Source organism: Micromonospora sp. NPDC048839 (assembly GCF_040649915.1).
Lineage (GTDB): Bacteria > Actinomycetota > Actinomycetes > Mycobacteriales > Micromonosporaceae > Micromonospora.
In genome coordinates this window covers 191523-204398 of sequence record NZ_JBEZGL010000009.1, presented here as the reverse complement: position 1 = coordinate 204398, position 12876 = coordinate 191523, and the positions used below count along the sequence as shown (strand labels likewise).

Sequence of the window (12876 nt, the reverse complement as noted above, 5' to 3'; positions counted from 1 at the left end):
TCGACCGGCACTGATGGAATCGCCGGACACCGCTTCGCCGGCGCTCGCCAGGCGTGCGGCGTGGCGCTGGCCAGTGCGCCGTCACTCCCGCGTGGCAGGATGCGAGGCATGGCTGAGGAAGATGCCGCGATACGGCGGCTTTACGAGGAGTTGCTGAGCGCGTGGAACGACCGCGACGCGCGCCGGTACGCCTCCTTGTTCACCGACGACGCCTCGCTCATCGGCTTCGACGGCAGCCAAGTCGACGCGTCGGAGCTGGAGAAACACCTGGCCCCGATCTTCACGGACCACCCGACCGCCTCCTACGTGTGGAGAGTGCAGGAGGTACGTCCACTCGGTCCGGCGGTCGCGCTGCTGCGAGCGCGGGTCGGGATGGTCCCGCCGGGCCACACCGACGTGAACCCGGCGGTGAACGCGGTGCAGTCGCTGATCGCGGTGCAGCACAACGGCACGTGGCGTGTCGCGTTGTTCCACAACACCCCGGCGCAGTACCACGGCCGGTCGGACCTCGCCGAGCAACACACGGCCGACATGCGTGCCGCCATGGTCGAGGCCAGCAGTCGCTCCTGAGCGCAACCACACCGACGATGGCAGCTGTCCGCCTGTCCGGCCCGACGCAGGCGAACGCATCCGCTCCCACGTCGGCAATCCCAGGACGACCGCAGGGGGGCCGGAGGAAGCGCCGCTCGGTCGTGGAGTGCGGGCGGTACGGGTGGTGGCTCCCAGCGACGGGCCTCAGCCGAGCTCCAGGTTGTGCTCTTCGAGGGCGGCCTGGAGGATGCCGAGCGCCTTCGGCCCCATGCCGTGCAGCTTGGCCAGGTCCGACCGGGGGACGCCGGCGAGTTGACGCAGGGTGGTGTAGCCGGCGTTGTGCAGGGCACGCGTCGCGGGCGCACCGATCTTCGGGAGTGTGTCCAGCGGCGAGGTCATGCGGGGATGATAGGGAGCTGCTCCGACACGGCCGGTTCGGCGCGGCCGATCAGGGGCGCGGGCGGGACATCTCGACCGGGGAGCCGGCGAGCGTTTCCAGGCCGCCGGCCTCGGCGCGGCCGGTGTCGAACTGGCGCATCAGCCGGGCGCCCAGGTGCACGCCGACCCCACCGACAGCCAGCGCGACCAGCTCGGTGACCAGGATCGCGGCGGAGGCGCCACGTTCTGGGGAGTGCGACCGGATCAGGCAGGTGAGGAGGAACATGGCGGCCATCACGGTGTTCACCAGGTTGAAGGCGACAGCCGTGCGGCGGGTGCGGTCACCCGGCACGTCCCACAGGTCGACCATGCCGGCCACCGCGGTCAGCGCGGCGGCGACGAGGGCGGCGACGGTCGTCCAGTAGCCGACCTCACCCAGGAACGCCGGCCCGCCGAGGATATCGGTGAGGTCGAAGACGGCGGCGCTCACGAAGAGCCCGAGCGGGAACGTCACGAGCATCGGTTGGATCGGGTGGCCCTGCACCCGCAGCCGGCTCTGCATGGATCCTCCCCCGGGTCGGCGCAGCGCACCTGACCCAGGGTGCTACCCGAGACCACTCACCGTGAAACGATGCCGCCCGACTCCCCGCCAGCAGGGAGAACGGGCACCATCGGCGCCAGGCCAGGTGATCGACTCGGCTTCCAGGAAACCGGGCCATCCACGAATCCCGGACACCCCGACTTCAGGAAACCCGAGTCGATCAGCCGAAAGGCGGGCGGCAGGTGCTCAGGTGTCGCGCTGACGGGAGACCGTCCGGACCAGTCGCTCGGCCACCTCGCGGAGCGGGATGTCCAACGACGACGCGGCGGTGCGCAGCACCTCCAGGGCCTCGACCGGTGGGCACCCGCGCTGAGTCATGATCACGCCGATGGCCTGGCCCACGACCCCGTCCTGCAGCAGCGCGGCGTCCCGTTCCCCGGCGAGGGCGGACTGTCGGCTGCGGTCGCGGACGGCGGCCAGCAGCAGGCCGGCATGTTCGGCGAGCAGCATCGCGGTCAACTGGTGTGGTGGAGTGAGCACGTCGGGTGAACCGGCGTAGAGATTGATCGCCCCGATCACCTGGTCGTCGATGTCGACCGGAGCCGAGATCACCCCGTGTACGCCGAGGTCGCGGGCGCGCGCCGTCCAGACCGGCCAGCGCGGCTCACCGGCCAGGTCGGCGGCGAGGATCATCTCCCGGCGGCGGATCGCGCTCATCGCCGGCGAGTCCGGCCCGTGCCGCAGGTCGTCCAGGCCGGCCAGCCGCTCGTCGGAGGCGGCCACGCCTGCCGGTTCGCCGGCGCGCAGGGCGGTGAACCCGCACCAGCGCACCCCGGCCACCGCGTCGCGGGTGACCCGGACCAGCGCCAGCAACGCCTCATCGAAATCGGTCAGCGCGATCAGGCCGGCGGTCAGTTCCCGCAACAGTGCGGCGGTTTCCAGGACGCCGAGACTCTGCACCACCGGTTCCCGCGTGTCGAGGTTCACCGGTTCGCAGCCTCCGTACACCCTCGCGCCTGCCCAGCGGGCATCGTCACCTGTGTCATCGTCTGCTCTCTCCCGACTCAACCGAACAGTGCTACTACCCGCGATACCAGGGCCGAAACGGCGCAAATCGGAGCCCCTGCCACCCGGACGCGCGGTGACAGGGGCCCGACTGCGTGTATCAGCGCGAGGCGCCGCTGAGTCGTCGACCGATGGAGGCGATGAGCCGGTCGAGTTCCGAACCGAACGGGTTGTCGTGCACCAGGTACGTCCAGGTGGCGGTGGGCCGGACCAGGGTGCCGTCGTCGGGCTGCCAGTCCTCATCGAATTCGGTCTCGTCGAAGGTGGCGATGGTGCGGGCCTCGATCTCCGGGACGAGGTCGTTGAACGCCGGCACGGCGGCCCGGTGGAACTCGTCCAGCGGGTCGAGCCGACCCAGCGCGCGCAGGTGCACGCCCTCACGGACCTCCGACAACTCGGCCAGGTGCTCGGCCCAGAGCCGGTCCAGGTGGAAGAGCGCGATCGACCGGGCCACCCGGGCGAGCAGGTCCTCGTCCATCTCGCTGGCCTTCTCCGGCGCCTTCTCCAGCAGCATCACCGCGGCCACGTCGCTGGTCAGCAGCCGCTCCCGGCGCGCGGCGAGAGCCTTGCGCTGCTGCTCGATCACCACGCTGTAGCGCCAGGTGTTGCGGTGGATCTCGTGGTTGACGCCCTCGGCGACCCGCTGGGCGTGCTCCACCGCGTAGTCCACCTGCTCGTCGGTGACCAGGCCGTCGGCGTTCATCCGGGGCGACGGCGGCACCGCGTCGGCGGCGTGCCGGACGACCAGGTCGTCCTCCAGGCTGACGAGGAAGACGGACCCTCCCGGGTCGCCCTGCCGGCCCGCCCGACCGCGCAGCTGGTCGTCCACCCGGCGGCTGTCGTGCCGGCCGCTGCCGATCACGTAGAGCCCGCCCAGCTCGGTGACCCGCTCCTGGTCGCTCTGGTCGCTGCCGCCGAGCCGGATGTCGACGCCCCGGCCGGCCATCTGGGTGGAGACCGTCACCGCGCCGTACGCGCCGGCCTCGGCGATGATCGCCGCTTCCTCGTCGTCGTTCTTGGCGTTCAGCACCACGCAGGGCACCCCGGCCGCGTTGAGCCCGGCGGCGAGCCCCTCGGACTCCTTGACGTCGAGCGTGCCGATCAGCATCGGCCGCCCCTTGGCGTGCCAGCGCTGGATCTCGTCGATCAGAGCCTCGTCCCGCTCGGCCCGGGTGGCGTAGATGCGGTCCGGCTCGTCCTCCCGGATGCACGGGGTGTTCGGCGGGATCACCGCGACCTCGAGGTCGAAGAACTCCCGCAACTGGTCGCCGACCAGCACCGCCGTGGCGGTCATCCCGCAGACCTTGGGATAGAGCGCGATGTACGCCTGCATGGCGATGGTGCCGAGCACCTCGCCCTCGGCGGTGGCGTCCAGGCCCTCCTTGGCCTCGACCGCCGCCTGGAGCCCGTCCGGCCAGCGGCGGCGCTGGGCCACCCGGCCGCGCATCTCGTCGACCAGCTCGACCGAACCGTCCCGGACGATGTAATCCACGTCACGGTTGAGCAGGGCGTGCGCGTGCAGCGCCACGTGGACCGCGGAGAGCTGGGTGACGTGCTCCTCGTCGTACAGGTCGATGCCGAGCTTGGCCTCGACGGCGGCCAGGCCGGCGGCGGTGAACGCCACGCTGCGCCCGTCCTCGGCGACGGTGTAGTGCTTGCCCTTGCGCAGCCCCCGGACCAGCGCCGCGGCGGCGTGCACCGGGTCCTGCTCGCCCGGCACCGCGCCGGCGAGGACCATCGGCACCCGGGCCTCGTCGATCATGATCGAGTCGGCCTCGTCGACGATCGCGGTGCTCAGCGGCGGCTGCACCCGGTCGTCGACGTCGGTGACGAGCTGGTCGCGCAGATAGTCGAAGCCAGCCTCGCTGACCGAGACGTAGGTGACGTCGCAGGCGTACGCGTCGCGCCGCTCCTGCGGGGTGGAAGCCTCGTTGACCCAGCCCACGGTGAGGCCGAGCAGGGTGTAGACGGGCTCCATCCACTGGGCGTCGCGACGGGCCAGGTAGTCGTTGATGGTGAGCACGTGCACCGGCCCGTTGCCGAGCCGGACGTGCCCGTACGCGGCGATCGTGGCGGTCAGCGTCTTGCCCTCACCGGTGGCCATCTCGGCGACCTTGCCGGAGAGCAGCGACATCGCGCCGAGCAGCTGCACGTCGTACGGCCGCTGGTCGAGGCCCCGGCGGGCGGCCTCGCGGCCGACCGCGCAGATCTCCTCGTAGCCGACGGCGGCACCCGCGGCCTCGGTCAACTCGGCGTCGTCGAGCGCGGCCAGCTCGTCCGCACGCGCCTCGATCGCCGGCAGCAGCTTCTCCAGCGGAGCGAGATCCACGGTCGAACCGGGTCGCTGGAGGAACCGCCGGAACTTGCTCTTGAACCGTTGCGACACACCCATGAGCGGCAACGGTACGCGATTCGAAGCGGCTTGCGCGGCCCGGCCGCCGGCAAGTTGAACCCGATCCGCCGGACTCAGCCGACCAGCAGCTGATGGGCGGCGAGTTCCCGGTAGAGCGGGTCGGTGGCGGTCAGCTCGGCGTGGGTGCCGACGGCCACCACCCGACCGCCGTCGAGGACGACGATCTGGTCGGCGTCGACGACGGTGGCGAGCCGGTGCGCCACGATCAACAGGGTGCGGCGGACGGCCACCGCGTCGATGGCACGGCGCAGCGCGACCTCGTTGCGCGAGTCGAGGTTGCTCGTCGGCTCGTCGAGCAGCAGCACCGGCGGGCTGGCGAGCAACGCGCGGGCGATGGCCAGCCGCTGCCGCTCACCCCCGGAGAGCAGCACCCCACCCTCGCCCACCTGGACGTTCAGCCCCTGGGCGGTGCGGTCGGCCAGGTGGCTCAGGTTGACCTCGTCGAGGACGCCGCGCAACCGGTCGTCGGTGGCGTTCGGGGTGGTGATCAGGAGGTTCTCCCGCAGGGTGCCGGCCAGCACGGGGGCCTCCTGCTCCACGTAGCCGAGCCGGGCGCGCAGCGCGTCGCGGGGCAGGTCCCGCACGTCGCTGCCGTCGATCCGGACCGCCCCGGCGCTCACCTCGTAGAAGCGCTCGACGAGCGCGAGCAGCGTCGATTTCCCGGCGCCCGAGGGTCCGACCAGCGCGGTACGGGTGCCGGCGGGCACCGCGAAGCTGACCTCGCGCAGCACCGGCTCGCCGCCCGGGTAGCCGAACCCCACCCGGTCGAACTCGATCATCGGGGCGGGGTCGCGCGGGGTCGCCGTCGCGCCGGCCGGCGCCGGCCGGTCCGCCGCGCCCTCCGCCGGCACGGCCAGGATCTCCTCGATCCGCTGCAGGGCGCCCAGGCCGGACTGCAACTGGGTGTACGCCCGCAGCACCTGGGCCAGCGGCAGGGCCAGGAAGAACAGGTACATGACGAAGGCGACCAGGTCGCCCACGGTGATCGCCCCGGCGGCCACCCGGGCGCCGCCGATGGCGAGGACCAGCAGGAAGGCGCCCTGCACGGTGAGCGAGCCGATCGGCCCGACCACCGCCTGCACCCGGGCCACCCGCAGCCCCGCCGCGTACGCCTCCCGGGCGCTGCCGGTGACGGTCTCCGTCTCCCGGGCCTCGGCCCGGCTGGCCCGGATGGTGCGGGCCGCCGAGATGGCCCGCTCCACCGCCGAGGTCATCTCGCCGATCCGCTCCTGGGCGGTGCGGGCCAACGCCCGGACCCGCCGGGCGAAGGTGGCCGCGAACCCCAACCCCAGCGCCACCCCGAGCAGGGTGACGCCGAACAGCAGCGGGTCGAGCAGCACCATGGCGGTGCCGGCGCCGACCACCATCACCGTCCCGGTGACCGTCTCGAAGAGCCCGGCGGTGACGACCGCCCGCAACAGGGTGGTGTCCGAGCCGACCCGGGAGAGCAGGTCGCCGGTGCGCCGCCGGTCGTACTCGGCGATGGGCAACCGCAGCAGGTGCCCGGCCAGCCGCGCCCGGGTGCCCAGCACCAACCCCTCGGCGGTGCGTTGCAGGAGATAGTCGCGCAGCCCCCCGATCGCCGCGGCGAGCACCACGAGGGCCACCAGCACCGCCACCAGGTCCGAGACCTGCCGGTCGGCGCTGATCCGGTCGAGCACCGACCGGGTGAGCAGCGGTTGGGCCAGCGACGCCGCCGCGCCGACGAGCGACAACACGCCCACCACGACCAGGGTGCCGCGGTGCTCCCGCAGGTACGGCAGCAGTGCGCTCAGACCGACCGGCCAGCCGTGCGACGTGTCGCCGTCCGGCCGGTCTCGCGAGGTGCTCATTCCGCGAACGGTAGCCGGCCCGGTCACCCGGTGGGTCCGCTCCGGCACCTCAGGCGGACAGCACCACCTGTAGCTCCTGGCGGCGACGCTCGGCCAGGTCGGTGAGCAGGGCCGGCGCCTGGTCGAACGGCACCACGGCGGAGACGAGGTGCTTGCGGACCACGTCTCCGTAGGTCCGGAGCAGGTCGACGGTCTCGGCGGAGAGCCGCTCCCGGTCCCAGGTGGGGGCGAGTCCGCGCGGCACCCGGCCGATCTGCGCGCAGCGCAGCGACAGGCCGTTGTGGTGGAACTCCTCGCCGAGCCGGACCGCGTCCGCCCCGCCCTGGTAGAAGGCGAGGTCGATGACGGTGCCCTGGGGCCGCAGCAGCCGCAGGGCGAGCTGCAACGCCCACGCCTGCCCCCGGCACTGGAACACCACGTCGGCGCCGCGGTCACCGGCGGTGTGCGCCCACCGGGTCTTGAGCACGACCGCCGGGTCGTCCGCGTCCGGGTCGAGGGTTTCCAGACCGAGCGCCTCGGCGACCTGCCGGCGGTGCGGGGTGGGATCGAGCACCACCACCGAGGCGGCGCCGTTTCGTCGGGCGAACAGCGCCGTCAGCAGCGCCACCACGCCCGCGCCGACCACGGCGACCCGTCGGCCGCGTACCCCGTCGCCGAGCGAGCGGACATCGGCGCCGTGCAGGTCGGCGGCGGCGTGCAGCAGACCGTTGGCGCAGATCGGACCCATGTGCGCGACGTAGACGCCGAGCAGGGGGTCCAGGTCGTCGGGCAGCGCCACGAACCGCTCGGCGACCGGGTCGGCGAGCCAGCCGGTGCGGTGCCCGTACGTCATCGCGCCGACCGTGCCCACCGCGACCGCGGGGGTCTCGCTCTCCACCACCCGGCCGACCTGCATGTAACCCAGCCGGGTCACCGGGTACGGCGTGCTCGCCGCTCCCGGTTGGAACAGCCCCAGGTCGGCGTTCCAGGTGACGTTCAGGTAGGGGTTGGTGCCCTTGACGTAGCTCAGCTCGGTGCCGGCCGAGACGCCGCTGAACAGCGTCTCGACCCGGAACGTGCCGGGGCGCAGCGGGGCGGCTTCTTGCTCCACCAGCTCCACGCGGCCCGGACCGCTGACCACCACGACCGTGTCACGCATCGGCGGTCACCCCCGTGTCGAGGACCGCCGGCAGGCCCGGGGTGGTGAGCCGCACGGTCGCGCCGGTGCGGGCCGAGTCGGCCACCGCGAGGGCCAGCCGTTGGGTCGCGAGGGCCTCGGCGTACGGGACGCGCACGTCGTCGCCGATGCCCCGCACGGCGTCGACGAAGGCGCGGTCCACCGCCACCCGGGCGGCGTCCGGGTCGGCCGGGACGTGTCGTTCCCCGTCGGCGTCGCGGATCGTCAGGCCGTCCTCGCTCAGCGCGAGGGCCAGCCCGTCGGCGAGGATCTCCAACCCGGCGCGGTGCTTCCAGCCCAGCACGCAGGCGGCGCTGAGCGTGCCGACCGCGCCGTCGGCGAAGCGCAGGGCGGCGGTGGTCACCGAGTCGATGTCGGCGCCGTCGACAGGCGGCGGCGTGCCGTTGCCGTACGCGGTGACCTCGGTCACCTCGCCGGCCAGCACACGGATCAGGTCGAGCACGTGTGCGGCCTGCTCGACCACCGGGCCACCGGAACGATCCCGCCGCGACCACCACGCCACCGGGGGCACCTTGTCCAGCCAGGCGCCGCTGACCAGGCGCACCGGACGGTCGGCGAGCAACGCGCGGGCCTCGTCGAGCACCGTCAGGTAACGCCAGTGGTGGCCGACCGCGGTGCGCAGCCCGCTACGGGCCACCAGGTCGGCGATCCGCTCGGCGGTACCCAGGTCGGCCGATACGGGTTTCTCCACGAACATCGGCACGCCGGCCTCGATCACGGCTTCCTCCGCCGGACCGTGCGCGAACGGCGGCACACAGATGTAGACCGCGTCCGGGCCGGTGGCCAGCAGCTCGGCGACGTCGGCGCAGGCCCGCCCCCCGTGCTGCCCGACCAGCGCGGACGCCGCGTCCGGTGTGACGTCGGTGACCGCGACAAGCTCCACGTCGTCGAATCCGGTCAGCACCCGCGCGTGACGTTGTGCCACTCCGCCGGCTCCGACCAGACCCACCCGGCATACACGCATTCGACATCCCTTCGAAGACCTTTCATGTGCGGTGGGAGCAGTCCCCTGGGGTGTGCGCAATCAAACGTTCATCCCCTGGGAACGCGTTCATGTCACCGTTGTGATCAAGCTGTTGCCGGAAAAGCGGTTAGAGCGTGCTGGCGATTGGGAACAACCAATTTTGGTTTTTCCACGCACGAACGGAGGGGTGCCCGTGCGGGATACGACAACAAGCGTGTCACCGGTGGTGGAGGCGTGGGCCACGTATCGGACGACGTCGGCGGCGGACTGGCCGGCACGTCGGCTGCTGCGTGCCAAGGGAACGACCCGGGTCAGCGTGGTGCTGCCGGCCCGCAACGAGGAGGCCACCGTCGGCGCGATCGTGTCGACCATCCGGGAACACCTGATGGATCGGGTCGCCCTGGTCGACGAGCTGATCGTGGTGGATTCCCGGTCCACCGACCGGACCGCGCAGGTGGCCCGCGCCGCCGGCGCCGAGGTGGTCAGCCAGGACGCGATGACCCGAGGTCTGCCCCGACTCACCGGCAAGGGCGACGCGCTCTGGGCCGGGTTGGCCGCCGCCGAAGGTGACGTGGTGGCATTCATCGACGCCGACCTGCGGGAGTTTCGCCCGCACTTCGTCAGCGGGCTGCTCGGCCCGCTGCTGACCGACCCGTCGGTCGATTTCGTGAAGGGCTTCTATCACCGCCCGCTGGTGGGCGCCGCAAACGTGGAGCAGGACGGCGGCGGCCGCGTGACCGAGCTGATGGCCCGGCCGCTGCTCAACCTGTTCTGGCCCGAGTTGGCCGGCTTCGTGCAGCCGCTCGCCGGCGAGTACGCGGGCCGCCGGGACGTACTGTCCCAGGTGCCGTTCGTCTCCGGGTACGGGGTGGAGACGGCCATGATGATCGACCTGCTCGACCTGGTGGGCCTGGACGCGATGGCGCAGGTCGACCTCGGTGAGCGTAAGCACCGACACCAGGACACGGCGGCCCTCGGCCGGATGTCCGCCCAGATCATGTTGACCGCCTGGTCCCGGTTGCAGCGGCGCGGCTGGGCGACTCCCGGGCTGGTGCCGGAGTCGTTGCTGACCCAGTTCCGTCGCGGTGGCTCCGACACGCTGCCCAACCTCGACCGCGAGATCGTGGTCAGCGACGTGTCCATCGAGGAGCGCCCCCCACTGGCCGAGCTACGCCACCGGGTGCCCCGCCGCCGGGTGGCCGCCGCGTGAGCGCGAGGAGCGAGCCGATCTTGCGAGCCCCGCAGTCGCTGGCCGGAGGCACCGTGAGCGCGAGGAGCGAGCCGATCCCGCGAGCCAGGAAGGGACGGGCACGATGAGCCTGACCGTGTTGATGAACGCCGGCCCGTGGCTGTCCGTGCCCCCACCCGGTTACGGCGGCATCGAGAACGTGATCGCCACGCTGGTGCCGGAGCTGCGGCGACTCGGCGTACGGGTGGTGCTCGCCTCGGTGGGCAGCAGCACCCTGCCGGTGGACGAACAGCTGTCGGTCTTCGCCGAGGGGCAGTTCGCCGCGTTGCAGCGGCCGTACAACCAGGTCTGCGGGATCGCCCAGGCGCACCTGGCCGGGGTGGTGCGGGAGCTGCACTCCCGCGACGACATCGACCTGGTGCACGACCACGTCGAGGCGGTCGGGCTGGCCACTCTCGCCGCGATGGGCCCGGCCGGCCCGCCGACCCTGCACACCCTGCACTGGGACCTGGCCAAGCATCCGGCGCTCTACGGCGGTCTGGACGGCGGCGACCGGGTCCGGGTCAACGGCGTCTCCGCGTCGCAGCTGGCCCGCGCTCCCCTGGCGTTGCGGGAGCACTCGGTGGGGCACGTGCACCTGTCCACCCCACTCGCCGTCGACGCCGACCGGCGGCCCCGACCCGAGAAGGGCGAGCACCTGCTCATCCTGGGCCGGATCAACCCGGGCAAGGGGCAGGACGTGGGTGCCCGGCTCGCGCACCGGATCGGCGTTCCGCTGGTGCTGGCTGGTCCCGTCGGCCCGTACCATCGGCCGGCCGACCTGGCCGCGGCCGGCGACGAGGCCCGGCAGAACCCCGACGTGCGGTTCTTCCTCGACGAGGTCGCGCCCCACGTCGACGGTGACCTGGTCCGCTGGGTCGGCACCGTGGCCGGTCAGGAGCGCGACGACCTGCTCGCCAGCGCCCGCGCGTCGCTGTTCCCGCTGCGCTGGGAGGAGCCGGGCGGCACGGCGGTCGTCGAGTCCCTCGCCCTGGGCACGCCGGTGGTGGCCACCTCCCGGGGCTGCCTGCCGGAGCTGATCGAGCACGGCCGCACCGGTCTGCTCACCACCGACGAGGAGGAACTGGACGACCTCGTACTCTCCGCCGAGCTGCTCGACCCCGACGAGTGCCGGCGGGTCGCCGCGCAGCGGTTCACCCCCGCGGTGATGGCGCAGCGCTACGTCGAGCTGTACGAGCGGGTCCGCCAGCTGGCCAGCGCGCCGAGGCTGCTCCCCGCCTGACGGCGACACGGCCCGGACCGGCGACACGGCCCGGACCGGTGGCGCGGCCCGGAGCGGTGGCGCGGCCCGGAGCGGTGGCGCGGTTTGGCGGTGGCGGCAGCGGGTAGCCCGGCAGCCTCATGCCCGCGGCGCAGCGAGGAGCCGGTGATGGTCGGACCAATGGCGCACTCCCGGGCGCGCCCCAACCCGGCTGACGGCAAGCCGCCGGTACGTCGCGCGGCAGCATCGGTGGGGGTGCTGTTCCTGCTGGTCGGCGCGCTCGGCTTCGTGCCGGGGATCACCAGCGGCATGGACGCCCTGCGCTTCGCCGGCCACGACTCGGGGGCGTACCTGTTCGGCGTCTTCCAGGTGTCGGTGCTGCACAACCTGGTGCATGTGGCGTTCGGGGTGGCGGGTCTGGTGCTGTCCCGGACGGTCACCGGCGCCCGGGCGTTCCTGATCGGGGGCGGCGCCGTCTACCTGGTGCTCTGGCTGTACGGGCTGGCGGTGGACCACGACACCGGGGCGAACGTCCTGCCGGTCAACGACGCCGACGGCTGGCTGCACCTGGGACTCGGCGCCGGCATGCTCGCGCTGGGCGTCGGCACTGCTCGACACCGGTCGTGACCTGCCCCTCTCGGTACGTGACCTGGCTCGCCTCGTCGCCGATCCCGTTTGGCGCGGCGAGGCCTCGGGTAGTTGGCAGATCACGACCCAGCAGCGAATGGAGGGCGCCGATGTCCAGCCGGATCACCTGCGACGTGCGCACCACGGCACCGGTGGCGGTCGTCCGGCTCAGCGGCGCACTGGACCTGGGCACCATGCGCTCGGTGCACCAGGCGCTCAACGGAGCACTCGTCGAGGAGACGGAGGCGCTGGTGGTCGACATGGCCGAGGTCGACGTTCGCGACCGGCTGGCGCTGTCGGTCTTCGTCGCGACCGCCCGCCGCGCTCAGGAGTGGCCGTCCGTGCCGGTCGTGCTCTGCTCCCCGAGGCCGGTGGCCGCACGGTGGCTGGCCGAGTCGACCACCTGCCGGGTGGTGCCGACGTCGCCGGACTGTGCCGAGGCGACCCGGGTGGCCGGCACGACGTCCACGTTGCGGATGCGGGCCCGGCTGGAGCCGGTGGCCGGGGCCTGCCGGCGGGCTCGGGACCTGGTCACCGACGCGTGCGCGCGGTGGAACCTGCCCGACGCGTCCGGCCCGGCCTCGCTGGTGCTCAGCGAACTGGTCGGCAACGTGGTCCGGCACGCCGGCACGCCGATGCAGGTGACGGTGACCCTGCGCCGGCCGTACCTGCACCTCGCCGTGGTGGACGGCAGCAGCGCCCAGGCCCGTCCGGGCGGAACGGATCTGCACGCCGAGGGTGGGCGTGGCCTGCTGCTGGTGCGGGAGCTGACCCAGCGCTGGGGCAGCGTGCCGGCCGGTCCGGGCAAGGCCGTCTGGGCGATGCTTCCGGCGACCTGAGCGTTCGAGGCGCTCGCGCCGGTACTGGCGATCTGACCGAAATTACCGCTTCGGGCTGG

12 protein-coding genes are annotated in these 12876 nt (G+C 72.8%); 5 read left to right on the top strand and 7 right to left on the bottom strand.

Going from position 1 to position 12876, the window contains the following annotated elements:
• The first annotated feature begins 108 nt into the window (after positions 1–108).
• Positions 109–570, top strand: coding sequence for an SgcJ/EcaC family oxidoreductase (locus AB0C25_RS19245; protein ID WP_357374867.1), 462 nt, complete (start codon positions 109–111; stop codon positions 568–570).
• A 165-nt stretch (positions 571–735) separates the two neighbouring features.
• Here the strand turns inward: AB0C25_RS19245 and AB0C25_RS19240 are convergent, their stop codons facing one another.
• From AB0C25_RS19240 to AB0C25_RS19210, 7 genes are all read right to left on the bottom strand, one after another.
• On the bottom strand, positions 736–930 hold the full coding sequence (locus AB0C25_RS19240; protein ID WP_357374865.1) for a helix-hairpin-helix domain-containing protein: 195 nt from the start codon (positions 928–930) through the stop codon (positions 736–738).
• A 49-nt stretch (positions 931–979) separates the two neighbouring features.
• Positions 980–1471 (bottom strand): DUF2231 domain-containing protein, encoded by a 492-nt coding sequence (locus AB0C25_RS19235; RefSeq protein ID WP_357374863.1) that lies wholly within the window; start codon positions 1469–1471, stop codon positions 980–982.
• Between the two features lie 225 nt (positions 1472–1696).
• Positions 1697–2437: a GAF and ANTAR domain-containing protein gene (locus tag AB0C25_RS19230; protein WP_357374860.1), complete on the bottom strand. Its 741-nt coding sequence runs from the start codon at positions 2435–2437 to the stop codon at positions 1697–1699.
• A 178-nt stretch (positions 2438–2615) separates the two neighbouring features.
• Positions 2616–4907 (bottom strand): accessory Sec system translocase SecA2, encoded by a 2292-nt coding sequence (secA2, locus tag AB0C25_RS19225; RefSeq protein WP_357374858.1) that lies wholly within the window; start codon positions 4905–4907, stop codon positions 2616–2618.
• A gap of 74 nt (positions 4908–4981) precedes the next feature.
• A complete protein-coding gene (locus AB0C25_RS19220) occupies positions 4982–6760 on the bottom strand; it encodes an ABC transporter ATP-binding protein (protein ID WP_357374856.1) in 1779 nt (592 codons plus the stop codon).
• A gap of 49 nt (positions 6761–6809) precedes the next feature.
• The gene (locus tag AB0C25_RS19215; protein WP_357374854.1) at positions 6810–7898 is read right to left on the bottom strand and encodes a zinc-binding alcohol dehydrogenase; all 1089 of its coding nucleotides are present in this window, start codon (positions 7896–7898) and stop codon (positions 6810–6812) included.
• Positions 7891–8901, bottom strand: a complete 1011-nt coding sequence (locus tag AB0C25_RS19210; RefSeq protein WP_357374852.1) for a Gfo/Idh/MocA family oxidoreductase — start codon at positions 8899–8901, stop codon at positions 7891–7893. Before AB0C25_RS19210 ends, AB0C25_RS19215 begins: the two co-directional genes overlap by 8 nt.
• 226 nt (positions 8902–9127) lie before the next feature.
• Between AB0C25_RS19210 and AB0C25_RS19205 the strand changes: the two genes are divergently transcribed.
• The 4 genes from AB0C25_RS19205 (at position 9128) to AB0C25_RS19190 (ending at position 12817) form a co-directional block, all read left to right on the top strand.
• A complete protein-coding gene (locus AB0C25_RS19205) occupies positions 9128–10111 on the top strand; it encodes a glucosyl-3-phosphoglycerate synthase (RefSeq protein WP_357254272.1) in 984 nt (327 codons plus the stop codon).
• A 103-nt stretch (positions 10112–10214) separates the two neighbouring features.
• Positions 10215–11372, top strand: coding sequence for a glycosyltransferase (locus tag AB0C25_RS19200; protein WP_357374850.1), 1158 nt, complete (start codon positions 10215–10217; stop codon positions 11370–11372).
• A 159-nt stretch (positions 11373–11531) separates the two neighbouring features.
• Positions 11532–11978 (top strand): DUF4383 domain-containing protein, encoded by a 447-nt coding sequence (locus AB0C25_RS19195; protein WP_357375045.1) that lies wholly within the window; start codon positions 11532–11534, stop codon positions 11976–11978.
• A gap of 110 nt (positions 11979–12088) precedes the next feature.
• Positions 12089–12817, top strand: coding sequence for an STAS domain-containing protein (locus AB0C25_RS19190; RefSeq protein ID WP_357374848.1), 729 nt, complete (start codon positions 12089–12091; stop codon positions 12815–12817).
• Positions 12818–12876 lie beyond the last annotated feature (59 nt).

Excerpts from the sequence above, each read along its gene's own strand:
- AB0C25_RS19245 (WP_357374867.1), top strand. The coding sequence starts at position 109 with ATGGCTGAGGAAGATGCCGCGATACGGCGGCTTTACGAGGAGTTGCTG.
- AB0C25_RS19240 (WP_357374865.1), bottom strand. The coding sequence starts at position 930 with ATGACCTCGCCGCTGGACACACTCCCGAAGATCGGTGCGCCCGCGACG.
- AB0C25_RS19235 (WP_357374863.1), bottom strand. The coding sequence starts at position 1,471 with ATGCAGAGCCGGCTGCGGGTGCAGGGCCACCCGATCCAACCGATGCTC.
- secA2 (WP_357374858.1), bottom strand. The coding sequence starts at position 4,907 with ATGGGTGTGTCGCAACGGTTCAAGAGCAAGTTCCGGCGGTTCCTCCAG.
- AB0C25_RS19220 (WP_357374856.1), bottom strand. The coding sequence starts at position 6,760 with ATGAGCACCTCGCGAGACCGGCCGGACGGCGACACGTCGCACGGCTGG.
- AB0C25_RS19215 (WP_357374854.1), bottom strand. The coding sequence starts at position 7,898 with ATGCGTGACACGGTCGTGGTGGTCAGCGGTCCGGGCCGCGTGGAGCTG.
- AB0C25_RS19210 (WP_357374852.1), bottom strand. The coding sequence starts at position 8,901 with ATGCGTGTATGCCGGGTGGGTCTGGTCGGAGCCGGCGGAGTGGCACAA.
- AB0C25_RS19200 (WP_357374850.1), top strand. The coding sequence starts at position 10,215 with ATGAGCCTGACCGTGTTGATGAACGCCGGCCCGTGGCTGTCCGTGCCC.
- AB0C25_RS19195 (WP_357375045.1), top strand. The coding sequence starts at position 11,532 with ATGGCGCACTCCCGGGCGCGCCCCAACCCGGCTGACGGCAAGCCGCCG.
- AB0C25_RS19190 (WP_357374848.1), top strand. The coding sequence starts at position 12,089 with ATGTCCAGCCGGATCACCTGCGACGTGCGCACCACGGCACCGGTGGCG.